The organism is Photobacterium sp. J15, from assembly GCF_963870815.1.
Classification (GTDB): domain Bacteria; phylum Pseudomonadota; class Gammaproteobacteria; order Enterobacterales; family Vibrionaceae; genus Photobacterium; species Photobacterium marinum.
The window spans coordinates 2,622,200-2,647,835 of sequence record NZ_CAWMUI010000001.1 but is presented as its reverse complement, the minus strand read 5'-3'; the positions used below and the strand labels follow the sequence as shown (position 1 = coordinate 2,647,835).

The window sequence follows — 25,636 nt, the reverse complement described above, 5'->3', positions numbered from 1 at the left end:
ACCTTTTTCTGTATTTGAGGGTAGTTATTTTGAATAACTTAAGCCTGGATTTTTCTTCTGATTTTCGCCCGCTGGCCGCAAGAATGCGACCTCGTACCGTTGATGAATATATTGGTCAGCACCACATTCTGGGTGAGGGTAAGCCTCTTCGTCGAGCTCTTGAAGCTGGTCATTTGCACTCTATGATTCTGTGGGGACCACCGGGAACAGGAAAAACAACCTTAGCTGAAGTGGCAGCAAACTACGCGAATGCAGAAGTTGAGCGGGTGTCTGCGGTAACATCCGGCGTTAAAGATATTCGCGCTGCAATTGATAAGGCTCGTGACAACAAGATGGCCGGACGCCGAACCATTCTGTTTGTGGACGAGGTGCATCGTTTTAATAAAAGCCAGCAGGATGCTTTTCTACCGCATATTGAAGACGGAACGGTTACTTTTATCGGCGCCACGACAGAAAACCCGTCGTTTGAACTGAATAACGCACTTCTATCCCGTGCTCGGGTATATAAGCTGAAATCCCTCGAAACAGATGAGATTCTGCAAGTGATTGATCAGGCACTGAACGATAAGAATCGTGGTGTTAGTGATACGAACCTTTGTTTCGTTGACGACGTAAAAGAGCGCCTGGCAGATCTGGTATGCGGTGATGCTCGTATGTCCCTGAACTATCTTGAACAGTTGATTGACATGGCAGAAGAGGATTCTCAGGGCGTCAAGCAGATCACTTTGCCGCTGTTGGCTGAAGTCGCCGGTGAGAAAATTGCCCGCTTCGATAACAAAGGCGATCTTTGGTATGACATGATTTCAGCGGTCCATAAGTCGATTCGGGGTTCAAGCCCGGATGGAGCACTCTATTGGTTTGCCCGTATGCTTCAGGCTGGTTGTGATCCGCTTTATGTTGCCCGTCGTCTGCTGGCGATTGCTTCTGAGGATATCGGTAATGCCGATCCGCGGGCGATGCAGGTTGCGATTTCAGCGTGGGATTGCTTTACCCGTGTTGGCGCTTACGAAGGTGAGCGAGCAATCGCTCAGGCGATAATTTACCTTGCTTGTGCGCCGAAAAGTAATGCTGTCTATACTGCGTTCAACAAAGCTAAGCAAGATGCGCTCAATCATCCCGATTATGAAGTGCCGAACCATCTTCGTAATGCACCGACCAAATTGATGAAAGAACTGGGCTATGGTCAGGAATACCGTTATGCCCATGATGAGCCGGGCGCTTACGCTGCCGGTGAATCTTATTTACCACCAGAAATGAAAGGAACTCGTTACTATTTTCCAACAAATCGGGGATTGGAAACTAAAATTGCCGAAAAGTTAGATTATCTTGCTTCTTTAGATGCAAAAAGCGCGTTAAAGCGCTATCAATAATAAGGCTTTTTGGGTATTGTTGAATGATCAGCGTTAGGTTGCCTAACGCCTTCTGAATTAAAAGTTATTTAGCCATCAATCCGGTTAAATAATCTGCATTTTAGAACACAACGAGCACAGGATTAGCATGCTAGATTCTAAATTACTTCGAACTGAGCTGGACGCAACAGCCGAAAAATTAGCGCGCCGTGGTTTCACTCTGGATGTTGAGCAACTACGTTCCCTAGAAGAAAAACGTAAGTCTCTTCAGGTTAAGACTGAAGAACTTCAGGCTCTGCGTAACTCGCGATCGAAGTCCATTGGTCAAGCGAAAGCTAAAGGTGAGCACGAAGAAGCTGAACGCATCATGGCTGAAGTTGGTAACCTGGGTTCTGAGCTGGATGAAGCGAAGAAAGGTCTGGCTGATATTCAGGCAGAGCTGGATGCTATCACGCAATCTGTACCAAACGTACCTCACGATTCTGTACCAACCGGTAAAGATGAAGATGAGAACGTAGAAATTTCTCGTTGGGGTGAGCCGAAGGCTTACGACTTCGACGTTAAAGATCACGTTGATCTGGGTGAAATGGGCGACGGTCTGGACTTCGCAAGTGCCGTTAAACTGTCTGGTTCACGTTTCATCGTAATGAAAGGCCAGTTCGCTCGCCTGCATCGTGCAATTGCTCAGTTTATGCTGGACCTTCACACTGAAGAGCACGGCTACACTGAAATGTACGTACCTTACCTGGTAAACGCAGACAGCCTGTTCGGTACTGGTCAGCTGCCTAAGTTTGGTGAAGACCTGTTCCACACCAAGCCTGCTACTGAAGAAGGCATCGGTATGTCGCTGATCCCGACTGCAGAAGTACCGCTGACAAACATGGTTCGTGACACTATCACTGAAGAAGCAGATCTGCCTATTAAGATGACTGCTCACACCCCATGTTTCCGTTCTGAAGCCGGTTCTTACGGGCGTGATACTCGCGGTCTAATCCGTATGCACCAGTTCGATAAAGTTGAGCTTGTTCAGATCACTCGTCCTGAAGATTCAATGGACGCGCTTGAAGAGCTGACTGGTCACGCAGAAAAAGTACTTCAGCTGCTTGAGCTGCCATACCGCAAAGTTGTTCTGTGTACTGGCGACATGGGCTTTGGTGCAACTAAGACTTACGACCTTGAAGTTTGGGTTCCTGCTCAGGAAACTTACCGTGAAATTTCTTCATGTTCTAACATGTGGGACTTCCAGGCTCGTCGTATGCAGGCTCGCTTCCGCCGTAAAGGTGAGAAGAAACCTGAACTGCTTCACACACTGAACGGTTCTGGTCTGGCTGTTGGTCGTACTATGGTTGCTATTCTGGAAAACAACCAGGAAGCAGACGGCCGTATCCGCATCCCTGAAGCACTGCGTAAGTACATGAACGGTGCTGAATACATCGGTTAATTGATTGCCGTAAGTTAAGAAAAACCCAGCCTTATGGCTGGGTTTTTTTATGACGCAATCTTGATGGTAAGTCATCACTGTTAGCTATGTAGTAACAGTGATGAGTTTATTTATTTTGTGCGTTGAATATCTTTAGGCTCAAACGTCGCCATGGCATTACCTGATGCGCCTGGCTGATCGGTCAGTACCTGATTTTGTTCAATAGTGTAGTAGTAGTCGACCAGATCGTCATTGTTGGTAAAGGCATCATCCGGAATTACTTTGATGATTTCGTTAACCAATTCACCGACAATCGCTGCACTCAGTACACCACCGTCAACCTGGCTGGCAATAATCTGAGAAGCTGCCTTCACAATTACTTTTGCCAAATCACGGTAGTTAGTGTTGCTGTCGTGCTCCATCAGAACAATGTTTGCAGCACCCCAGCGGTAACGGTCCCAGTAGATCATGATTTGATTCGGGTAATAGTCTTTACCCTGGTAATCAAGGTAAGGCATTTCCACTACATCTAACTTTGGTTCATCACGGCTTGGGCTCACACCACTTACCAGCGCGTAAATTTCAGCTTTGCCTGAAATCCACGGTTCGTGGTCATCCTGAAGAGAAATTTTCTTCAGGACAGTCGTTGAGATGAACTCTTTATCATCAGTTGACGTATCAGCAATTTTCAGCTGGTTTGCAAAGCCTGGCATGTTATTTTCTTCAAATGCAGTACGCATAACAGACAGACCAGCACGCATCGCTTCTTTTTCATCAACACTTACGATGAAAACAGGTTGTTCTGGCAGAACATCGGCACTGCCAAGCACTGTCTCACCGTTAATGTCGAACATTTCGACTGTGTCGCCTGCTTCTACAGAATCAGGCTGGTAAGTAAACAGCGGTTTTTCACCATCCTTCAGCTTCGCAATCATTTCTGGATCTGCAAGGCTGACGTTTAGCAGTGAAGAGGTTTCACCGTTGATACCACGTTTGGTTACAGCAGCTTGATCGGCGCTGAAGACCATTGCCTGCAGATCGTTATCATCGCTGTTAGCAACCAGTTCATTCAGCGGCACACTGGTATAGTCTTCAGAGATTTGCTTTGTTAGCTGTGTTTCGAAGTCTTGATAGTTTGTACTCAGCTCCTGTGCAATTTGGCGTTTGCTTTTCGCTTCTGTACTAAGGTTAGCTGGTTGGTCCTGATTATCCTGGCAACCGGCAAGTACCGTTCCCAGGATAAACAGAGTTGCCCCTAAGGTGATTCTTCTCATTATGTGTCGTCCTTATATAAAACATATTGCGTCAATTTATATAAGCGACAGGTTTTATAATGATTTTAATTCGTATTCAACTTAATGACTGTATTTTGAACAGATTTGTTGGGAATAGGTGGGAGATGGACTGAAAGCTCTTCGGCAATGTCCACTAAGACCATGTCGAACAGCAAGTAAATAGTATCAGACAGTTTCAGTGAATACTGGTAAAGCCTTTCTTTGTTATTAGTTAAATCATTATCTTGAAGCGGGATCACATCAAATTCTGCCCGCAGCTCATCCAATTGAAGATGTGAAATAGCGCGATGGTTCAAATGGGCGATTTGCTTCATCCGGCGGTTAATAATATTCGCATGAAGTGCCAGCTCTCGCTGGTGGTTGTTGACTAGCTTAGGTCGGTAGTTCTCAATGGAGTAGCGAAAACGGCTCAGACTGTCTATGGCATTGAGCACAATTGGCCAGATTGTTTGGTAGTGCTTAAACTGTGGATCTTTTTCGGCACATAGCAGGCTTTGGGTAATGGTATCGTCAATCAGATACATGACATGACGGATTGTTTTGCCATGACAAACCTGATTGCGACGAAGTGAATAGTGGGGCCATTCATCAAGCAGTACCGTAATTCGCTTCATCAGAATACGATACATCGGTTTATGAGCCAAATCAGCCTGACTGAGCAATGTTTTTATCAAACTCTGAATAGCCAGGGATTCATTAAGGGCTTTATCATGGTTCTCTGTGTGAGGATGACTTAGTACCCAATGAGTTTTGCGACGATGGAAACGCAACAGATGGATGAGCTGTCGAAGTCCGATAACCTGATTGAATTGTTGCTGAAGTCGGGAGTTATTTTGCTTATTGCGATAGAAATAAAAGCCGATACCAGCTGTAAGTGCGATTGAAAGCATTAAAAATAGCATAGTTCCCTCCCGCATTGCGTAATGCTGTATCGGGATTTCTGCAATTAGTATGCCCTGAAAGAAACCGAAATCTGACAATATTTATTGTTAAAAATCAGCAATATATGTTTTGGCTGTTTTAGAGTGAGAAAATGTTGGCTCATTCTGGGGCAGGGGTGCTTCAATATGGTGCAAAAGGCCCCTTGCGGGGCCTTTATATCGCTATTCTTCAATTGTTACTTTTGCTACTTCAGTCAAAGTTTGCAGCTTTGGCTTCTTTGTGAAGATGGACTTCCTCATCTTTTTCACCTGCAGCAGGATCCATGAAGCGATCTATATCAAGCGCACCTTCAGACTTAGCAACAATACAAGTTACAGCACTGTCACCGGTAATATTTACCGCGGTACGAATCATATCAAGTAGGCGGTCAACACCCATGATGATCGCGATACCCTCAACAGGCAGACCAACTTGGTTCAGTACCATTGCCAGCATGATAAGGCCTACGCCCGGAACACCGGCTGTACCGATAGATGCCAGAGTTGCTGTCAGGATTACTGCCATATAATCACCCATAGACAGGTCAATATTGAATGCCTGAGCGATGAAGGCTGTCGCAACACCCTGCATGATGGCAGTACCATCCATGTTGATGGTCGCACCTAGTGGGACAGTAAATGAAGCAACGCGGTTACTTACACCAAGGCGCTTAGTTGCTGTTTCCATGGTAACTGGAATTGTTGCGTTAGAAGACGCTGTGGAGAATGCGAACATAATGGCATCTTCCATTTTCTTTAGGAACGTCTTCGGACTCAGGCCGGTAAATACCTTTAGCATGGTGCTGTAAACTACCAGGCCATGAAGCAACAGGGTACAGGTTAGTACCAAGAAGTAACCCATCAGGTTGTAGATAGCATCCAGGCCGATACCGGTAAACAGTTTCGCCATCAGGCAGAACACACCGTAAGGTGCGATGTGCATCAGCAAAGCAACAAGCTTCATGATGACTTCATTCAGATCGGCAAAGATACCAGCAATGCGCTCACCGGCTTTACCGGCAGCACTGATTGCAACACCGAATAGAATCGCAAAAACGATGATCTGCAGTGTATTGCCTTTTGCCATAGAGTTGATCGGATTGGTTGGGAACATACCAATGATCACATCACCCAGAGATGGAGCTTCTTTTGCAGCAAAGGTGGTTGCTGCTGAAAGATCTGCACCTGCGCCAGGTTCAAACAAGTTACCCATGGTCAGTGCCAGGGTGATAGCGATTGCTGTTGTAGTCAGATAGAACAACAGAGTTTTCCCTCCAAGGCGACCAAGGGTGCTGATGTCACTCAGCGTACTGGTACCACAAACAAGGGAAACGAAAACGAGCGGTACGACTAGCATTTTCAAGCTAGCAATGAAGATTGCACCACCAACGTCAAACAGGCCATTCACTATGTATTCGTGAACAAATGAAGTCTCTGCAAAAAGGGAGCGAATAGCGAATCCTGTCAATATGCCCAATACCATGCCGAGGATTACTCGGGCCGTCAGGGACATTTTTTTATTTTGTGTTGGCATGAAATAAACACTCCTTATAAATATTCACTCTGTAAATCATTCACCAGAGCGCGGAGCAGGGTAACAGCAGTTTAGGTGTTAAGGCGAAGTAAAATGCCGTATAAAACATAAAGGTATGTTTTAGATCACACTTTTTTTGTCAGAACGGCATCTCATAAACATTAAAATTAACCTGAATTTAACCTCGCGGTTGATAATTAACCGTTTTTACCGCGATATTTGGCTCTAAATGCAAAATAGAGCGATCTCTATTCCGATTTATTACCGGTTTCTGATGTAGATAAAAATAGCCGTTAACATCTAAATTTGCCTATAAAATCTTCTTTTAAGTACGGATACAGAGTGATGGTAATGATTTGGTTAATGGAACTGTAGGCACTCAGAGGTTTTGGCTATTTAAAGTCGCTTTTCTATTAAATGCATTTGAATGAATAAAATGTCATGTTTATTCATTGCCTACATTTTAAGACAAGGGAAAATAATGCGGAATAAAAGTAAAAGAAGAGAAAGATAGCGGTGAGGCTTAAGTAAGAAAGGCCAAGTGGTATAAGAGATGAGGAGAAAAAAAAGGAGCCGAAGCTCCTTTTTATGCGGAATTGTCGTTGCAATGCCTTAATTACATTACACGCATGCCAGGCTGAGCACCTTCATGTGGTTCCAGAATCCACAGATCTTTACCACCAGGGCCAGCAGCAAGAACCATACCTTCAGACATACCAAACTTCATCTTACGAGGTTTCAGGTTCGCCACCATTACAGTGTGTTTGCCGATCAGGTCTTCAGGTTTGTAAGCTGACTTAATGCCTGCAAACACTTGGCGAGTTTCACCACCAAGATCCAACTGAAGTTTCAGTAGCTTGTTCGCTTTTGGCACTTCTTCACAAGAAACGATTTTAGCGATACGCAGATCGACCTTAGCAAAATCATCAAACTCGATTTCTTCTGCAATCGGTTCATCAACTAGCGGGCCTGTAGGTTTTGCTGCCTGCTCTGCTGCTGCTTTTTCTGCCGCCGCGTCTTCTTTAGATGTTTCAATCATTGCTTCAACGTGCTTAGGATCGATACGGTTGAACAGAGCCTTGAACTTAGTGATTTCATGACCAGTCAGTGGCTGGGCAATGCCCTCCCAAGTCAGGGTTTCGTTCAGGAAGCCTTCTGTACGCTCAGCAAGCTGAGGCATTACCGGCTTCAGGTAGGTCATTAGAACGCGGAACAGGTTGATACCTACAGAACAAATTTCCTGTAGCTCCTGATCTTTGCCTTCTTCTTTAGCAACAACCCAAGGTGCTTTCTCGTCAACGTACTGGTTAGCTTTATCTGCTAGTGCAGTAATTTCACGGATAGCGCGGCTGTACTCGCGGTTTTCGTACAGTTCAGCAATGCGATCTGCAGCTGCTGCGAATTCAGCGTACAGCTCAGGCTCGGCGAAGTTTTCAGCCAGTTTGCCTTCGAAGCGCTTGCTGATGAAACCAGCATTACGAGAAGCCAGGTTAACAATCTTATTTACTACATCGCTGTTTACGCGCTGAGTAAAGTCTTCTAGGTTCAGGTCCAGGTCGTCGATACGGTTGTTCAGTTTCGCTGCGTAGTAGTAGCGCAGGCACTCAGGGTCCAGGTGCTTCAGGTAAGTACCGGCCTTGATGAAAGTACCTTTAGACTTAGACATTTTCGCACCGTTTACGGTTACGTAGCCGTGTACGAATACGTTGTTTGGCTTACGCAGACCGGCACCGTCCAGCATTGCTGGCCAGAACAGACTGTGGAAGTAAACGATGTCTTTACCAATGAAGTGGTAAAGTTCGGTTGAGCTGTCTTTGTTCCAGAACTCATCAAAGTTCAGGTCATCGCGTTTGTCACACAGGTTCTTGAATGAACCCATGTAGCCGATTGGTGCATCCAGCCATACGTAGAAGTATTTGCCTGTTTCACCTGGGATTTCGAAACCGAAGTAAGGTGCATCACGTGAGATGTCCCACTGCTGAAGGCCGGATTCGAACCATTCCTGCATTTTGTTTGCAGTTTCATCCTGAAGGGCACCAGATTTGGTCCAGTCTTTCAGCATGCCTTCGAACTGAGGCAGGTCGAAGAAGAAGTGCTCAGAGTCTTTCATGACCGGTGTAGCACCGGAAACTGCTGATTTCGGATCGATTAGATCAGTCGGGCTGTATGTTTCGCCACAGCTGTCACAGTTATCACCGTACTGATCTTCTGCCTTACACTTCGGACAGGTACCTTTAACGAAACGGTCCGGCAGGAACATTTCTTTTTCAGGGTCGAAAAGCTGAGAAATTGTACGGTTGGTGATGTAGCCTTTTTCTTTCAGCTGAGTGTAGACAAATGATGCCAGCTCGCGGTTCTCATCAGAATGCGTGCTGTGGTAGTTGTCAAAGCTGATATCGAAGCCAGCAAAGTCTGCCTGGTGCTCTTTGCTCACTTCGGCAATCATCTGCTCAGGTTCCATACCCATCTGCTGGGCCTTAAGCATGATTGGAGTACCGTGTGCATCGTCTGCACAGATGAAATGAACTTCGTTGCCGCGAAGGCGCTGATAGCGCACCCAGATATCCGCTTGCACATGCTCAAGCATGTGACCCAAGTGGATAGAACCGTTAGCGTACGGTAGGGCGCAGGTCACCAGAATTTTTCTTGGATTTGCAGCCATAATTACTTTTTCGCTCATGATGGGTAATAAAGATAGTAAGTTCCAGATAGTACCTGAAGGACGCCGTATTTCCTAGCGTCAAGCGGTGATATTAGACGGTTTCGATGGCTGAAAAACGGTTCCGGCGATTAAGTTTGGTGCCAGTACGTTGTAAGCGGCATAAATCGATGAATAAATAAACGCTTAGCGCTAAAAGTAAAAGGTAAATTTGCGTTATTGTTACGTTATAAATAAGGCAGGGTTAAGTATCAAAAACAGAGTGGAAAGGTGAGGTATTTGTAGCAGCGGTCAATAAGCTTTGGTGGTAGGATGTGCGGGACAAAATTGAATGGAGCGCTAAATACGATGAGTAGTGACTCAATGACCCGTTTTGAAAATGTTGCCGATATTTGCCGTTGGCTTAACCAGTTTGAGCATCCATGGCTTCATCATGAGTGGGCTGATACGCCGCATGTGGTATCGGTATCAGCTGAAGGTGTCGTGACGATCACTTTGCCTTTCGCCGCGCAATCAGTTGCTGAGCTTCTTGAGCAATGGATTATTACTCAGCAGCAGCTCAACCACGTTGCCAAGAATATGGCTTTCAACGTCACCATCCGGGTTGCGCCTCTGGCAACCGGAGAAAAAACACCTGTTAAGGGTGTAAAGAATATTATTGCAGTGAGCTCTGCCAAGGGCGGTGTCGGTAAATCGACCACGGCAGTTAATCTGGCTCTGGGGTTACAGAAGCAGGGCGCAAAGGTCGGTTTGCTCGATGCAGATATTTATGGTCCGTCAGTTCCGCTAATGCTGGGAACTCAGGACGAGAAGCCGCAGTCGCCTAACGGCACAATGATGCTGCCTGTAGAATCATGCGGTTTGTATACCAACTCAGTTGGTTATCTCGTTCCTGCAGAAAATGCGACTATCTGGCGCGGGCCGATGGCGTCGAAGGCACTGGAGCAGATCATCAGTGAAACATGGTGGCCGGATTTGGATTATCTGGTTATCGATATGCCGCCGGGTACCGGTGATATCCAGTTGACGCTGGCGCAGCAAATTCCGGTTACCGGTGCTGTTGTGATCACTACGCCTCAGGATCTGGCGCTGGCTGATGCCATCAAGGGTATCAATATGTTCCACAAGGTTGAGGTGCCTGTAGTTGGTGTTGTAGAAAACATGAGCTACCACATTTGCAGTAACTGCGGACACCATGAGCCGATTTTCGGTACTGGTGGTGCAGAGAGAATGGCAGCTGAACATTCAGTTCCGCTATTGGCGCAACTTCCTCTTCATATCAAGATCCGTGAAGATATTGATAGTGGTAAACCAACTGTAGCGGCTTCACCGGATTCTGAGCATGCAGTTGCATACATAGAACTGGCAGGACAAGTCGCCAGCCGATTGTTCTGGCAAGGCGAACCTGTGGCCGAGCAGATTACAATTCGCACAATGTAACCTTTTTACTGAAACAATTGTGCAAACAATCTAGGCAAATGTGCCGGATGCCTCTTTTTTGCTGGCATCCGGCCGCATAAATCTCTATAATCAGGCGGTTTATTTATACCTATTCGAATAGCTATCTGATGCCTGTGAGCGGCACAGATGGTTGTTTAAATATGTGTTTCTACCTCGCTACGTTTGTCTTACAGGTGCTTTCTGATATGTCTGAAAACTCACACCAATGCGTAATTATCGGTATCGCAGGTGCTTCTGCGTCCGGTAAAAGTCTGATTGCCAACACAGTCTATAAAGAGCTAAAAGAAAAAGTCGGTGATCATCAAATCGGTGTTATCACGGAAGATTGTTACTATAACGATCAAAGTCACCTGACCATGGATGAGCGGGTTAAAACTAACTACGACCACCCGAATGCGCTGGACCACGATTTGCTTTGCGATCACCTGCAGCAGCTGGTGGAAGGTAAAGCTGTTGAAGTACCTCAGTACAGCTACAGCGAACATACCCGCATGACTGAAACTTCAACAATGACGCCGAAGAAGGTGATCATTCTTGAAGGTATCCTGCTTCTTACTGATCCTCGTCTTCGTGAACTGATGCACGCAAGTGTGTTCATGGATACTCCTCTGGATATCTGCCTGCTTCGTCGACTTCAGCGTGATGTAGCTGAGCGTGACCGTACTATGGAATCTGTTCTGGAGCAGTACCAGAAGACAGTTCGTCCAATGTTCATGCAGTTCATTGAGCCTTCTAAGCAGTATGCAGATATTATCGTTCCTCGTGGCGGTAAGAACCGAATTGCGATTGACGTGCTGAAAGCACACATTGCACGACTGCTAAAATCGTAACTGTTTATTAAGGCTGACATTGTCAGCCTTAATTTTATCGGTTACTAAGTATCGAATAATGAACAGGCAGCCTTAACGGCTGCCTGTTTTTTTGTTTTAATCAGGCATATAACTCATGGTAGTAGCCATGAAAACGTTGATCGGGGTGGATTCCAGATGATCAATGAATGTTGACGGATAACACGAGGACGCGATGAAAAAGCTTTTATACGCTTTGTTGGCGGTATTACTTGTAGTGGTAGTGGGCATTGGCGCTTTGCTGGCGTTGGTGGATCCTAATCAGTTTAAGCCATTGATTGCTGAACAGGTAAAAAAAGCCACAGGAAGGGAGTTAGTGGTAAGCGGTGATATCAATTGGCGCTTTTTCCCTAGTATCGGTTTTTCTTTGGGGAAAACTGAATTCAGAAATCCGGAAGGTTTTGCCGAACCAAACATGGTGCAGCTTGAAAGTGCTGAGCTGTCTGTATCTGTGATGCCACTGTTCTCGCGTCAGCTGGAAATCGGCAATGTTAGCCTCCATGACGGCAGGGTATTTATCCAGACTCGCAAAGATGGCCTATCAAACCTTGATGGTCTTGGGCAACAGGCAGAAGTGAAAGCTGAACCTTCTGTGAAAGATGAAGCCCCGGTAGCAGAGCCGTCCACTCAAACTGAGCCAAAAGCAGCTGAAGCCTGGACTATCAGTCTGGCTGGTGTTGAATTGGTGAATGCCAGTGCCGTGATTCGTGATGATAGGGCGGGAACACTGACAAATGTGTCGGCGCTGAACTTTAATCTGAGCCGCTTCGCACCGGGTGAGTGGGCACTAGCAGAGTTCGATATTGCTGGCCTGAACGGTGAAATGAATTTCTCAGCAAAAGGTGTTACTGAGCTGTTTATTGTTCCTGAACTTAATAATGCTGAGCTGAAGAATCTGCAACTGTCAGCCTCGGCAAAAGATAAGGTCAATGATATTCCTTCTGTCACACTGGCCTTGGATAAGTTTAAAACCGGAGATTGGTCGTCGGTTACCTTCAGCGCGAAGGGAAAGGTGCCAAATTTAACCTTTGATGCGAAAGGTGAAACCCGCTTTATGCTGAACGAAGCAATGGACGTTGTGAAGCTGCAAGGGTTGGTACTGGATTCAGGGCTGAAAGGTGCGACGCTGCCTCGTCCTGAAATGGCGGTGAAGTTAGCAGCAGATGCTGATTATGATGTGAAGCAGGGTATGGCTACCTTGAAGAAGTTCAAAGCAGATATTGATGAGATCAGCGTGAATGGTAACGGTTCATTCAAGAGTGCTGATATTCCGGTAATTCGTTTTGCCGTGAAGAGTGACAATATCGATCTTGATGCCTTCCTTGGTTTGGATAATGCCAAAAAAGAAGAAGTGCAGACTCAGGCTGCTTCTGGAAACGGTGGTCAGGCAGGGCAAGCTGGTAGCGCGGGAACGGCTACTCAGACTGCAAAAGATCACGAACCAGATCTTTCTGTACTGAAGACGCTTGATGTCGCGGGTACTGTTGAGCTGGGTAAACTGAAAGCTGCCAATGCAAAGCTGGCGAATGTCCTGGTTGATATGAAGATTGCCAAAGGTGTGCTGACGCTGAAGCAGCTTGCGGCAAACCTTTATGACGGCAGTATAAAAGCTCAGGTAACAATTAATGCTAACGGTAAGTTGCCTACCTATAAGGTGAGCAAACAGATCCGTGGTGTTCAGATCCAGCCATTATTGGTTGATCTGGCCGATAAAGATGTACTGGCGGGTAAAGGTGATATTACTGTTAATGTCGCAGGTACAGGCTTGGCAGAAAAGCGCATCCGTGAAAACATTTCTGGTGCTATTGATATTAATTTTGCCGACGGTGCTATCTATGGCGTAAATATTCCAGAGATGATCCGTGAAGCTAAGGCGAAGCTGAAAGGTCATTCAGCTGAATATGTTAAGGAAGAGCGCAAAACTGATTTCTCATCCATGACAGCCACACTGAAGCTAGGTGCAGGTAAAGCATCAACCAATAACCTGGATATTGATTCGCCACTGCTGCGCATTGATGGTAACGGTGAGACAAACCTCGTCAGCGAAGACATTGATTTTACGGTCAGCACTTCTGCTGTTGCGACCAGTAAAGGGCAGGGTGGTAAAGGTGTTGATGAGGTGGCGGACTTAACTGTGCCGATTGATGTGAAAGGTAACTGGAATGATCCTAAATTTTCACTGAACCTTGCTAAGTTGCTGAAAGAAAACAATGAGCTTGAAAAGAAAGCTCACAAGGAAGTTGAACGCGGCCTTGAGAAGTTGCTGGGCGATAAAGCCAAAGATGATGAAATCAAGAAGGCGGCGGATAAGCTGCTGAAAGGATTGTTTAATTAAGCTGTGTTCGTTCATATCCGGTTTGAATTAGCTCAGATAGGATATGGCCTTCAGATAACAGAAAGGCTTGCTACAGTAGCAAGCCTTTTTCTGTATTAGCTGTCTGTCTGATTCCAATCGATGATTAGGCGTTCACTTTTTTCTTTTTATTGGCTTTTTGTGATTCTAAAGTGGCCTGGAAGGCTTTTAGCAGATCAACTGCTGATAGCATACCGACCAGTTCTCCGGTTTTATCCAGTACCGGAGCTGCACCGATATTATGATCCAGAATAGTGCCGACCGCTTTGGTTAGAGTGTCATACGTTCGGACGTGAACAACATCCCTGATCATGACATCACCGATGTGTAAGTCATTCGTAAGGTCGTACTCATGGCCGATGTCCGGCGATTCGTCGACCCAGCGCGGCCGCCGTAGTTCGCGGTCACTCACGATTCCGATGAGTTCACCATCTTCATTCGTCACTGGCAGGTGGCGGATAGCCTCATCCCGCATAACAAAGAAAGCTTCACGAAGTCCGGCTTCCGGCTGAATGGTAATGACTTTGCGTGTCATGAATTCAGAAACTTTTTTTGGCATTGCATCTCCCCTTTATCAGAGTGAATTGATGTTGCCTGATTTAAAGTAGCGAATTGTAATTAACTGAACTGCGACCGAACCCGTAGTTTTACTTTTGTTTACTATACTTTTGCGCTGAACTTCTATCATCACTATTTCGTAATTTGATATGGTTTGTCGGAATATGTCGGCAGTTGAATTTGCTTGTCGAAAAGGATGCAGTAAAAGGGTAAAGGAGGTTTTCTTGGATTCAGTGACTCAGGCTGCGTTAGGTGCGGCAGTTGCCGGTGTTTTCGCCGGCAGGAAATGTTCGCCTAAAATCCTTTTGGCTGGGGCTGCTCTAGGAACGCTGCCAGATTTGGATGTGTTAATAAGCTACGGTGATCCGGTTTCAGATATGGTGAAACACCGTGGTTTTAGTCACTCCATACTCGTTCTGTTGCCTTTTTCACTTTTGTTGGCGGGCTTATGGCACAAGTGGCGGCCGACTCGTTTCAGTTTTCGACATTTGTGGTTGTTGATTGCTGCCTGTCTGATCACTCATCCGCTGCTTGATGCATTTACGTCATACGGTACACAGCTCTTGTGGCCGTTTTCGGTGAGCGTTGCTGTTTCCAGTATCTTCATTATTGATCCGCTCTATACCCTTCCGTTGTTACTTATGCTTGTTGCTGGTCTGATATGGCGCCAGCAGATGGCAAGGTTGTGTCGTATTGGATTGGTGATTTCTTCTTGTTATCTGATTTGGTCCGTTGTCGCTCTGAATATTATTGAGGAGCGGGTAAGGGAGCAGTTGGATGGAACACCGCTGGCAGGTAGTCCGGTATTTATTACACCGACGCCGATCAATACCGTACTTTGGCGGGTTGTCGTGCTTGATGGTGAAATCTATTGGGAAGGGTTAGCTTCACTGCTTGATGAGCAGCCAGACGTTGATTTTATAGCTAAAGAGCGTGGTAGCTGGCTATTAGCGGAGAAGTCAGTTTATCTGAATATGCTGGAATCATTCACTCACCATTTTGTTAAATATGAACAGGTCGGAGCTAGTATCAAAGTAACGGACTTGCGCTTAGGCTTAGCTGAGTACCTGCCTTTCCAGTTTGTTCTTGCCAGCCAGAATGGTGAAGGAAGCTGGGCGGTTACTGATCCACAAAGATTAGAAGGGCCGAGAGTCAGTCCGAAACATTTGCCTGCTTTATGGCTGAGGTTGTTAGGCAATCAGGATATTGATGCAAACTTATGCCATATAAAAGAGTGCCCTAAGCCAATTCATACTGGTGTTTAATGCTGGCACGAAATACGTGCATGACAAAATGTTGCACAATGTGAATAGTCAGTGAATATATGCGTCAATTCTTGTAGCACATATATCTTTACGGTACGCCGTTTTTAAGGCGGCCTTCACATATCATTGAGTTAGTAAATATTAGCTGAAGCTATTTGATTTCTGTCAATAGCGAAGCAGCATACTGCAGGCAATCTACCCCTAAAGTATTGTGCTCTCATAGTGAGGGCCGCATTTTTCGATATAGGGAGATAACGGGTATGCTGTATTTGGAATTTGTATTCCTCCTTCTCGTGTTGTATGCAGGCAGCCGCTTCGGTGGTATTGGTCTGGGCGTGGTGTCCGGCCTTGGTCTGTTGGTTGAAGTCTTTATTTTCCGCATGCCGCCGACATCGCCGCCAATTACGGTAATGTTGATTATCTTGGCGGTTGTAACTTGTGCATCGATCCTTGAAGCCGCCGGTGGCTTGAAGTACATGCTTCAAGTGGCGGAGCGTATTCTGCGTAGTAATCCTAAGCGTGTAACATTTTTAGGTCCTTTGGTTACCTACACCATGACTTTTATGCTGGGTACTGGCCACGCGGTTTACTCAATCATGCCAATCATCGGTGACGTTGCACTGAAAAACGGTATCCGCCCTGAGCGTCCGATGGCGGCGTCTTCTGTGGCATCTCAGCTGGCAATTACAGGTAGTCCGATTTCAGCTGCAGTTGTTTACTACTTGGCTCAGCTTTCAGGTATTCAGGAAAGTATTCACCTGCTAAGTATTTTGATGGTTACTGTACCATCAACGCTTTGCGGTACTTTGTTGCTTTCTCTGTACAGCATGCGTCGTGGTAAAGAATTGAAAGATGATCCTGAGTACCAGCGTCGTCTGAAAGATCCTCTGTGGCGTGATCAGATCCTACATACTACATCAACATCTCTTGATGAGAAGTTGCCAGCTTCAGCCAAGCATGCAGTATTGCTTTTCATCCTGGCGCTGGCTTCAATCGTTGTTGTTGCTATGGTGCCTGAAATCCGCACCATCGGTGATGCTAAGCCAATCAAGATGTCTGTTATTATCCAGATGATGATGTTGGCATTCGGTGGTCTGATTCTTCTGGTTACCCGTACCAATGTACAGAAAGTACCTGAGGGTGTGGTATTTAAATCCGGTATGGTGGCAGCCATTGCGATCTTCGGTATTGCATGGATGAGTGATACTTACTTCCAGTATGCAATGCCTTCATTCAAGTCTGGTATTACTGAAATGGTTCAGGATTACCCATGGACATTCGCACTGGCACTGTTCATTGTGTCTGTAGTGGTTAACAGCCAGGCAGCGACAGCACGTATGATGCTTCCTGTTGGTATTGCAATGGGTCTGAACCCTGCATTGCTGATTGGTCTGATGCCGGCTACTTATGGTTACTTCTTTATCCCTAACTACCCATCAGATATCGCAACCTGTAACTTCGACGTAACGGGTACAACTAAGATCGGTAAGTGGTACTTTAACCACAGCTTCATGGTGCCAGGCCTGATTGGTGTGGTATCAGCCTGTACTATCGGTTATACCATCGCTCAGGTTATTGTATAAATTACCTGTTTTGATGAAAGCTAAATGCCAGTTCGCTTTTGCGAACTGGCATTTTTTTATATCTTATCTATGCCTTAAGTTGCATTTGAGATCTTGCTCGTGTCATTGATGAAAAAAAAGTTATATAACTCAAATGAATAGACTACTCTTGTTTATATAATTCGAATGCTTCAATGCATCAGTGAGGTCGCCTGTGAATAAAAAGAATGATTTTAAAAAGCTAAGAGAAAAGATGCATGAAAGAGCACTGGAGAGGGCTTTAAGCTTTTATAAAAGAAAACATCAGAAACTGGCTCGGTCCTAGTGCTGCTATAAATAAAATTGCTCAACAAAATTAATTAATATCTAAAAGGGAGCCTCGGCTCCCTTTTATCGTATCTAGGCACAAATTATTTAGTTGCGAGGATGTTTGTTTCAGTAGCTTCAGTCTTCCGGTTGATTCTTACTCGGATCCGTCACCACCTCGTAAGGCCAGTAATGATGGCCTATGCGGATGATTAAGGTTGCTGCAGCCAGGATAAAAGCAGCTAGTGATAGCCAGACTACGAAGATTCCGTCCAATTCTTTCATACCCAGGGTGATATAACGGGCAATGGCCATGATCGCAATGTAGATTGGATAGCGAACTGGAATTTTACCGTGGGTGATAAACTGCTGAACCATCGCCAGCACTTCCAGATAGATAAACATCAATAGGATATCGGTCAGTTTAATTTCTCTGTTCACATAGACATGAACAAACTCGCTGATCATGGCAGCAATGGTCGCAAGGGTGATAGCGACCAGTAAAATAGCTTCCAGAATATGGAACAGCTTTAAAAAACGGTGGCTAAATCCTTTTGGTAAATTTGAAGGCATTGGTATTCCTTAAGCGTAAGGTGATTATGTTTATTATCAATGCCTTTATTATATAAACGAATATTGCAACGGGAACTAAAAGGGAAAAATGAAAGGAAATTAGTGTCAGTACTTTATGGTATTGAACATATTATAAGCAACTTACCTTCAACATTTCTTAAGTGCAGACTGACTTCGAGCACGAGTCTTTTCAACATCTATAGTAAACGCAGTGATAAAAAGCGGATTAATTATGGCTGCTGTAAACATACAGTTATCAGATGAAACTCGTTGTAAAGAGATTCATTAGATGTAAGTGACTGTTTAAAAAATGAGCGGGATGTCGTGAAAATAATTCCCCTATTATATGTGTGGCCTTTTTGCTGGATGTTGATCTTGATCAAGAATCGAAATAGCAATCACTCTCGTTATTGATATTTTTATTTACATTTACATTTTGAAACACATAGAATGCAAATCGTTCTCGTTTATGGTCTTCATCCAACGATGAAAAGCAATTTGCTTTCGATGTAAATGGATAAAACTAGAAGGAAAAGTAGTGAAGAAGTCAGTTCTTAGTATCGCAGTTGCTACCGCTGTTTTCGCGTCGGCAGCCAGTGCTACGGCAAAAGTGGAAGTATTAGATAAAACACATCAACCAGCAGGTAACTTTTTAGCTTACACCGAATTTGAGCTGTCGGGTGAACCGTTAGCTGAATCGCTTGGCTTGGATCTTGATGTACTTGATCCAAATGTAGCAAATGACCCGACTCCTTTTGATTTTGCCGCTGGTATTGAAAGCTACGAATACTCTGAAGAAGCGATGTATGCGCTTAACTATCAGTCGACAATGGGCCCGCATTTAGTTAATGGACCGGTTAACAGTGTGCGTGGTGGCAAGATGGCAGATCTGGGTAAGCGTGTTATTGAGATGGCGGGTGCAGTAGGCTTCCCGGCGAGTGAAATCCCGCAGAATATGTATCCGATTTCCATCCCGTATATGTCAGGTAGTCCTGAGTTTGTACAAAAGCCTGATACAACGACGGTAAACGGTGATGAAGTGGAGATCGTGACGGCAAAAGGCACGAGCAAAACGGTTCAAACAGTTGTTCCTGCTTATTTCCGTGACTACAAGTCTCTTGCATGGGACGAGACGACCTTTGACAAGTCATTCAATCCTGCGGCTACCGGCAGCATTTTGTTGAAAGAAGTGATGTGGTCGCAAGACTTCCTGGGTGGCATGCATGTAACCGAAACTGATGAAGAGGTTGAGGCGGATTCAGCAACGATGGATCACGATGGCAAACACAGCCTGGGTGTTTCTGCTGCTGATGGCTTTAACGGCATGATGTTGACTGAAATGTCTATTGATAAGCTGCAAATCATGCAACAGCAGCTTGGTTTTGATGGTAAGAAACTGGGCGTTAAATTTGGCCCGGACTATGACCCAGCCAAAGGTCCTATCTGGTTTGCTCATAAGGTAGCTGTGACCGAAGGCACCAACAATGGTGTTAAATCTATTGCTGGTCTTAAAGTAACCGACAGTGCTTCAACACTGCGTGATACCTGGTCTGTGCTATGGCCTGCTGCTGAATTCTTTGCATTCAGTGATCAGCGTACAGCTAATAGCGGCCAGAACCCGGCATTCCTGGCTGTATTTGATGGTGCACCGTTTGCAGCCGCGCCTAAGGCAAATATTGATGCAAATGAAGACAATGACGTAGTTGCAGGCGATGCATTCTCACTTGCAAACAATATTTCTAACCTATTGTTCAAAAACATTGCGGCTCTGCATTACAACAAAGAGCAAGGTACTTTTGTTACTGAATACAAAGGCGGCCAGCAAGGAAACAAGGTTGATACTTATGATGCTGCATATTCTATCGTAGCTCTGTCTATCTACCAACGTGCAAAAGATGCTCTGCCGGTAGGTTACGCGTCAGCAGAATCTGGTGATGTCGATCTGAAAACGGCTGCGGGTAAAGATGCGCTGGCAATGATCAAAGGACAGGCTGACTTCATTATCAACCACCTTGTTGGTAAAGATGGTCTGGTCTTTGACGGTCTGACGTTGAATACCGTTAACAAGCTAAATAAAGGCAAGTCACTGGATGCACAGTTTGCGGCTATCCGTGGTCTGGTTGCGGCATACCTTGCTACTGATGATGTGAAGTATAAGCAGGCAGCGCGTTCAATTTATCTGGCGGTAGAGAAAAACATGTTTGATGAGAAAATCAATACATGGTCTGCCGTACCGGGTAAGGCAACAATCCACACGCCTTATACTGCGGCAGCAATTTCAGGTGGCCTGCGTGAGGCAATTCTTCACCTGAAAAATGAAGAAGGTGAAAACGAGCCAGCGCTTGAGCTGAAAGTACTGACAGATCGTTATGTAAGTTGGTTCCGCGGTGTTATTAACGGCGGTATGCAGCTTGCTGAGTGGATGGGCGATTCTGGCGAAAACCAGATCAAAGGTAGTAACGCTACCGATACCGATGAAGACGGTGTCCACCAGATCATTGCTTCCGGCGGTAAGTTCGGTACCGCTATGACTATGGCTAACAAAGTCAGTGTTAAGTAAACGGTAAGCAATCCTGAAATCGATTAGGCAGCGATATTAAATCGCTGCCTTTGTCGTATCTATTTATTACCGCTGAATAATGAAGCGCTCTGCTGTTTGAAGGTTGTTATGTCAGTATCTCTGAGTTCGGTTAAAAAGCCTTTTTGTGGTGGATTTAGCCAGTGGTGGCATCGTTTGGCTTATCACCATAAATGGGCTGAATCATTGCTTTATTTGATGTTTTTCAGTGGTTTGTTGCTGTGGGATACGGTAAGTGTGAGTTGGAAAATCGAGCGCTGGACGTTACTGGTTCATATGTTAGTCGGTGCCACTTTATTTACTGTTATTGTCGGAGCTTTCTGGGGGGCTCACCGGCGCCTGATCACATCGAGTAAAAAGCCTTTTTTACGTCAGACAGGGACTGCAATTGAGTGGCTACTTATGGCGTGCTGCCTAAGTGGTTTTTACTTGTTCTTCTATGGCACTCCCGGAAATTCTTTGGGCGAGGCTATCCAGGACGTGCATTTTTACTCGTCGTGGTTGCTGGCCCCTCTAGTATTTCGTCATGCCATGCGCTGGAGCGTATTGAATATGAAGAAGTTTTTTAACTGATGAGAGCCGTAACAGGCCGTAATACATTGAATTAATTTTTATTGGGGAACTCATGTTAGCCAGTTTCTTAATAACCCTGCGTGAAGGGTTAGAGGCATTTTTACTGGTCGGTATTGCCTTGTCGTATCTCGCCAAGTTAAATGCCCGCCGTTTTAACAAATTTATTTATCTAGGCGTGTTTGTTGGTTTACTGCTTTCTCTTGTGGTAGCCGTTATTTTCCAGGTTGTTGTCGATCAGTTCAGCAATGAACTTTATCGCAACTATTTGATGGCCGGGATCCTGATATTTGCCACAGTAGTATTGACCTATATGGCTGTCTGGATGCAAAAACAGGCAAAAAACCAGGTCGCCCAGGTGCAAAGGGATCTGACAGATATGGTCAGTTCCGGCAACTTATTTGGCTTGGTGCTGTTATCGACGCTGGCTGTGCTGCGTGAAGGTTTTGAGACTATCTTATTTTTCTCTGCCTTGATGTACTCGAATTTTGGTGAGTTTAGTACTCAGGATGCCCTGATTGGCGCTATTTCTGGATTAGTCCTGTCTATTGTGCTGGTTTGGATGATGCTGAAAAGTACCCGTAATGTGCCACTGCGCGAGTTTTTCCGCTGGACAAGCTTGCTAATCATCATTATTGCGGCTGGTTTACTCTCTTCAGCAATCAATATGTTGCAGGCGGCGCATGTGCTACCGATTATCCATGCCCAGCTTTTTGATATCTCACATATTCTTGATGACCGTGGTGTATTTGGCACTTTCTTGCGGGCCTTGTTTGGCTATAACTCATCCCCAGGCTTGTTGCAGCTGGTTGTTTGGGGCGGTTACTTACTGACATTTATCTTTTTCTGGAACCGAGGTTATAAGCAAGCATGAGTATCTCTTCAAACAAACATATCGCAGTTCTCGGGGCTGGACCCGCGGGCTTGATGGCGGCGTGGGAACTGGTTGAAGCTGGATACCAGGTTACTGTAATTGAACGTGATGATCATGTCGGCGGGATGTGTGCAACGCAGACGTTCAGCGGCAAACATGGTGAGTATCGCTTTGATTTTGGCGGTCATCGTTTCATAACTAAAAATCCTAAGCTGCTGGACTTCGTTGATAAGTTGATGGGTGATGAATTGCTCTACGCGCAGCGTAAAAGCGTGATTCGATATCGTGGTCGGATTTATCAATACCCGCTGGCAATGCTGGATCTGATCAAAAATGCACCTTTACCTTTGCTGGTGGGCGGCGCAATTGATCTTGGCAAGCAGTTTTTCAAATCCAAGCCGCAGGATCAGTCAACTGTCAGCTTTGCCGAGTGGATTGAAAGCCGCTTTGGTACCACCTTGTATAAGCATTTCTTTGAAGGCTATACCGCTAAGCTGTGGGGGATAGATCCAGCTTTTCTTTCTGGCGACTGGGCTTCCCAGCGTATCAGCCTGATTGACCTTAAAGATGTTGCTCGCCGTCTGCTGCCGGGGCGCCGTTCATCGGTTCGAACTTATGCCCGTCAGTATCGTTACCCTAAGTGGGGCTTTGGACAGCTTTATACTCGCCTTGCTGAGGAGCTGGAAAAGAAAGGTGTTGAGATCGTCCTTAACAGTGACGTCTGTGGTTTGAACATTGATGCTGATAACCAGATTGAATCTGTAATGTATAACCACCAGGGCAAAGAACAGAGCCTTTCCTGTGATCAGGTGATATCGACACTGCCGCTGCCACTGATGTGTAAGTTGACCGACTTTGATAGTGGGCTGGAGTTTAGGGCGCTGCGCTTTATTAATATGCCGATGGAAACAGAAAATATTTCTGATAATACCTGGCAGTACCTTTCCGATCCGGAAATTCTGGGTACCCGATTGCAGGAGCCAAAGCGCCGTTCGTCATTCATGGCGCCGGAAGGACGCTCTTCGGTGATGATTGAAATTCCTTGTAACAAGGGGGATGAGGTGTGGTCGATGGATGGTGAACGCCTCCAGCAACGGGTATTGCGCGATCTTGACTCTCTTGGGGTTGAGTCGAAGCTGGCAACGGGTGAGTACTTTACTTCGTACACCGAGCATGCTTATCCGTTGATGGATATGCCGTATCAGGATAAGCGTGAGAAGGCGATCTCCCATTTGTCTCAGTTTGACAATCTTATCATGACTGGCCGTCAGGGCACTTTCCGCTACATCTTTACCGATACGGCAATGGAAATGGGAATGATGGCTGCGCAGTCTGTGATTGATGGAAAGGAGCGGCGGCGTGAGATTTTTGATTTCCGCAATGAGAAAACTGTGATTGAAGTTCAGAGTGTTGCCTGATACCGCTTGTACATGGAGAAATGAATGAAACCAATAACATTTATTCGCGTGTTGCGTACATTGTTAGTCCTGTATCTTGGAATGATGTTTAGTGCATCCAGTTACGCCTATTCGTATGCCGCCGCAGGGAAAGAGCCGGTGATAGATGGGCGAGAGGCAATATTGATGGCGCTGTCTAATAATGATTTTGCGGCGGCAAAAGTAGCTGCGGATGACCTACAGGAAGAGTTTGTCTATCTGCTCAAGGAGCACCGGGTCGATTTGCAGACGCCAATGGCGCTGGCTTTGGAAAATAAAGATGCTGCCGGGGTAGAAGCGGTAATGGATTGTGCCGTGATTGAAGAGATCATCCGTCGCTTAGACGGAGCAGGGAAGAACCTGGGTGACTATCAGGTTGCGAAGGTACTGGTCGTCAAAAGTAAACTGTTTCTTGATTTGCTTATGCCAAAGATGGATGAAGGCCAAAGACAGCAAGCGACAACAGCTATTCAGGGAGTTCTGAATGCGATTGGAAACCCAGGCGTTTTTGGGGTTGGGCAAGCGCCGGCTGATCCTGAGGTTTTCAAGCAACAGCGCGAACTGTTGATTGAAACAATCAGTACTTTGAAGTAGCAAGCTGTGCAGCACGCCTCTCCAGAAAATACCGAATTTAAGCTAAATAGCAGTAGCCTGCCGTACGTGGTGATCATGCTGGCAGCTTATGTTGCCTGGGGATTGTGGATAAGCCGCTTTCCTCTGGCGTTGACCAGTGATGATGCGCTTAATTTTTCACGGGGTGTTGAGCGTTTTTCGGTACTGGAGTTTCGGCCACATTTTCCGGGGTACCCGGCATTTATTGTCCTCTCCCGGCTAACGGCATTATGGTGCGAGTCGGCCATAGCGCCAGTTTGGGTATCGCTGCTGTCGGCGGCTGCGATACCGTTTCTGGTAGCAAGGCTAATTATCATCCTTTCCGGATCATGGCCGGCAGCTACTTTGGGATGCTTGCTGGTTCTGATGCAACCTCTTTTGGCTTCAGTCGCACTGAGTGGTTTGTCTGATTCTGCTGCGATTGTGTGGTTTCTTCTGGCAATGATTGCAGCCATGCAACAGAAAAGTTGGATGGTCGGTCTCTGGATTGGTTTGATGTTAGCGACGCGTCCATCATATTTTCCGTTGGCTCTTGGGATGGCCATAGCTCCCCTTTTGAAAAGTTACGCAGGATTCAGGCTTGGAGCTTACTTTAAGGCAAGTTTGGCTATTGCCTGTATTGGGGCACTGAGCCTGTTGTTTATCTGGTTTTATGATGGCGCCGCATATTTTGAAGAGGGAGCCCGGTTTACCCAAGGACATTTTGCCATTTGGGGTAATACCGCAGAAGGTGACAGCTCTAGTTTTTGGCAATGGGTGACGTCTTTAAAAGATGGAATAGGCTGGTTCGGCCTGATTTTTGTCGCCGTTTCGTTATTGCATGCCGGATTTTGGCGTGCCATTGCTGGGATTGTGTCACCAACACTATCTTCTACGGAGTTAAAGAAGCAGCAACTTACCCTTCTGGCAATCATTGCCTTGCTGTACTGGGTTTGGATCACCATCGGGCAAAACCCGGATAACTTACGCCATTGGGCCCCGGTACTCATTCTGTTCCTGGTGGTATTTCCTGTGCAGCAGAGTTGCTTAATACAAACGGCTACAGTTGGAAGTCTGAGAATGAAGGTGGCATATGTATTTGGCACCGGCTCGATAGTGTATTGCCTAGTACTTGGTTACCCAAGTGTTTATGGCACATCGCGACAGGCACCGATTCAACAGGCAATCGAATGGATTAAAGCTAACCCGCGAGTCAAGGTTGTCGGTACTAACTATAGTGTGAACTTGTTACGTGATCGGTTAGGTGGCCATGGGATCTACGACATGTATTATCCCAGCAGCCAATTAGCCTTGATTGATGCTGATAAACGAACCCCTCAGAGCGCGTGGCGGTTATCGGGAATGCCGCTTAATAACAAGTGTTTAGTTGCCAAGTTTGAGCCAAGGTTTATCGGTGAAAGGCGTCTCTTTTTATATCAAATTGGTCAGTGCCATCGGTTACTGAACTGAATTTATCAAGTGTA

Annotated in this window: 19 protein-coding genes; 13 read left to right on the top strand and 6 right to left on the bottom strand. The window is 45.8% G+C overall.

Features of this window, described 5'->3' with window-relative positions; genetic code table 11:
* Window positions 1–83 precede the first annotated feature (83 nt).
* Both AACQ93_RS11845 and serS read left to right on the top strand, forming a co-directional pair.
* Window positions 84–1,370 (top strand): replication-associated recombination protein A, encoded by a 1,287-nt coding sequence (locus tag AACQ93_RS11845; protein WP_304441022.1) that lies wholly within the window; start codon window positions 84–86, stop codon window positions 1,368–1,370.
* A gap of 127 nt (window positions 1,371–1,497) precedes the next feature.
* Window positions 1,498–2,790 (top strand): serine--tRNA ligase, encoded by a 1,293-nt coding sequence (gene serS, locus AACQ93_RS11840; RefSeq protein WP_064605215.1) that lies wholly within the window; start codon window positions 1,498–1,500, stop codon window positions 2,788–2,790.
* A gap of 110 nt (window positions 2,791–2,900) precedes the next feature.
* On the opposite strand, the gene AACQ93_RS11835 is transcribed toward serS, so the two are convergent.
* The 4 genes from AACQ93_RS11835 to metG all read right to left on the bottom strand — a co-directional run bounded on the left by AACQ93_RS11835 (window position 2,901) and on the right by metG (window position 9,180).
* Window positions 2,901–4,043, bottom strand: coding sequence for a DUF3103 family protein (locus tag AACQ93_RS11835; RefSeq protein ID WP_064605214.1), 1,143 nt, complete (start codon window positions 4,041–4,043; stop codon window positions 2,901–2,903).
* Between the two features lie 65 nt (window positions 4,044–4,108).
* Entirely contained in the window at window positions 4,109–4,966 is an 858-nt protein-coding gene (locus tag AACQ93_RS11830) for a hypothetical protein (RefSeq protein WP_064605213.1), read from the bottom strand.
* Window positions 4,967–5,195: 229 nt separating this feature from the next.
* Window positions 5,196–6,518, bottom strand: coding sequence for a dicarboxylate/amino acid:cation symporter (locus tag AACQ93_RS11825; protein WP_064605212.1), 1,323 nt, complete (start codon window positions 6,516–6,518; stop codon window positions 5,196–5,198).
* Between the two features lie 616 nt (window positions 6,519–7,134).
* Window positions 7,135–9,180, bottom strand: coding sequence for a methionine--tRNA ligase (gene metG, locus AACQ93_RS11820; RefSeq protein ID WP_064606680.1), 2,046 nt, complete (start codon window positions 9,178–9,180; stop codon window positions 7,135–7,137).
* 360 nt (window positions 9,181–9,540) lie between these two features.
* Between metG and apbC the strand changes: the two genes are divergently transcribed.
* The 3 genes from apbC (at window position 9,541) to AACQ93_RS11805 (ending at window position 13,821) form a co-directional block, all read left to right on the top strand.
* Window positions 9,541–10,617, top strand: a complete 1,077-nt coding sequence (gene apbC / locus AACQ93_RS11815; RefSeq protein WP_064605211.1) for an iron-sulfur cluster carrier protein ApbC — start codon at window positions 9,541–9,543, stop codon at window positions 10,615–10,617.
* Between the two features lie 206 nt (window positions 10,618–10,823).
* Window positions 10,824–11,468 (top strand): uridine kinase, encoded by a 645-nt coding sequence (gene udk / locus AACQ93_RS11810; RefSeq protein ID WP_007467235.1) that lies wholly within the window; start codon window positions 10,824–10,826, stop codon window positions 11,466–11,468.
* A 193-nt stretch (window positions 11,469–11,661) separates the two neighbouring features.
* The gene (locus tag AACQ93_RS11805) at window positions 11,662–13,821 is read left to right on the top strand and encodes an AsmA family protein (RefSeq protein ID WP_064605210.1); all 2,160 of its coding nucleotides are present in this window, start codon (window positions 11,662–11,664) and stop codon (window positions 13,819–13,821) included.
* Window positions 13,822–13,945: 124 nt separating this feature from the next.
* Here AACQ93_RS11805 and AACQ93_RS11800 read toward each other — a convergent pair whose 3' ends face one another.
* On the bottom strand, window positions 13,946–14,398 hold the full coding sequence (locus AACQ93_RS11800) for a CBS domain-containing protein (RefSeq protein ID WP_064605209.1): 453 nt from the start codon (window positions 14,396–14,398) through the stop codon (window positions 13,946–13,948).
* A 223-nt stretch (window positions 14,399–14,621) separates the two neighbouring features.
* Here AACQ93_RS11800 and AACQ93_RS11795 point away from each other — a divergent pair, with 223 nt between their 5' ends.
* Both AACQ93_RS11795 and AACQ93_RS11790 read left to right on the top strand, forming a co-directional pair.
* Window positions 14,622–15,662 carry a metal-dependent hydrolase gene (locus AACQ93_RS11795; RefSeq protein ID WP_064605208.1) on the top strand — a complete coding sequence of 347 codons (1,041 nt, stop codon included), beginning with the start codon at window positions 14,622–14,624 and terminating at the stop codon, window positions 15,660–15,662.
* A 260-nt stretch (window positions 15,663–15,922) separates the two neighbouring features.
* Complete coding sequence (locus AACQ93_RS11790; protein ID WP_064605207.1) at window positions 15,923–17,245, top strand: anaerobic C4-dicarboxylate transporter; 1,323 nt, start codon at window positions 15,923–15,925, stop codon at window positions 17,243–17,245.
* A 423-nt stretch (window positions 17,246–17,668) separates the two neighbouring features.
* Here AACQ93_RS11790 and AACQ93_RS11785 read toward each other — a convergent pair whose 3' ends face one another.
* Window positions 17,669–18,103 carry a phosphate-starvation-inducible protein PsiE gene (locus AACQ93_RS11785; RefSeq protein ID WP_064605206.1) on the bottom strand — a complete coding sequence of 145 codons (435 nt, stop codon included), beginning with the start codon at window positions 18,101–18,103 and terminating at the stop codon, window positions 17,669–17,671.
* 538 nt (window positions 18,104–18,641) lie between these two features.
* Between AACQ93_RS11785 and AACQ93_RS11780 the strand changes: the two genes are divergently transcribed.
* From AACQ93_RS11780 to AACQ93_RS11755, 6 genes are all read left to right on the top strand, one after another.
* The gene (locus AACQ93_RS11780; protein ID WP_064605205.1) at window positions 18,642–20,663 is read left to right on the top strand and encodes a hypothetical protein; all 2,022 of its coding nucleotides are present in this window, start codon (window positions 18,642–18,644) and stop codon (window positions 20,661–20,663) included.
* Window positions 20,664–20,771: 108 nt separating this feature from the next.
* Window positions 20,772–21,254: a hypothetical protein gene (locus AACQ93_RS11775; protein WP_064605204.1), complete on the top strand. Its 483-nt coding sequence runs from the start codon at window positions 20,772–20,774 to the stop codon at window positions 21,252–21,254.
* A 52-nt stretch (window positions 21,255–21,306) separates the two neighbouring features.
* A complete protein-coding gene (locus tag AACQ93_RS11770; protein WP_064605203.1) occupies window positions 21,307–22,125 on the top strand; it encodes an FTR1 family iron permease in 819 nt (272 codons plus the stop codon).
* Window positions 22,122–23,543, top strand: coding sequence for an FAD-dependent oxidoreductase (locus AACQ93_RS11765; protein ID WP_064605202.1), 1,422 nt, complete (start codon window positions 22,122–22,124; stop codon window positions 23,541–23,543). The genes AACQ93_RS11770 and AACQ93_RS11765 overlap by 4 nt, the downstream gene beginning before the upstream one ends.
* 24 nt (window positions 23,544–23,567) lie before the next feature.
* Entirely contained in the window at window positions 23,568–24,155 is a 588-nt protein-coding gene (locus AACQ93_RS11760) for a hypothetical protein (protein ID WP_064605201.1), read from the top strand.
* Between the two features lie 6 nt (window positions 24,156–24,161).
* Window positions 24,162–25,622 carry a hypothetical protein gene (locus AACQ93_RS11755; protein WP_232323313.1) on the top strand — a complete coding sequence of 487 codons (1,461 nt, stop codon included), beginning with the start codon at window positions 24,162–24,164 and terminating at the stop codon, window positions 25,620–25,622.
* Window positions 25,623–25,636: the final 14 nt, after the last annotated feature.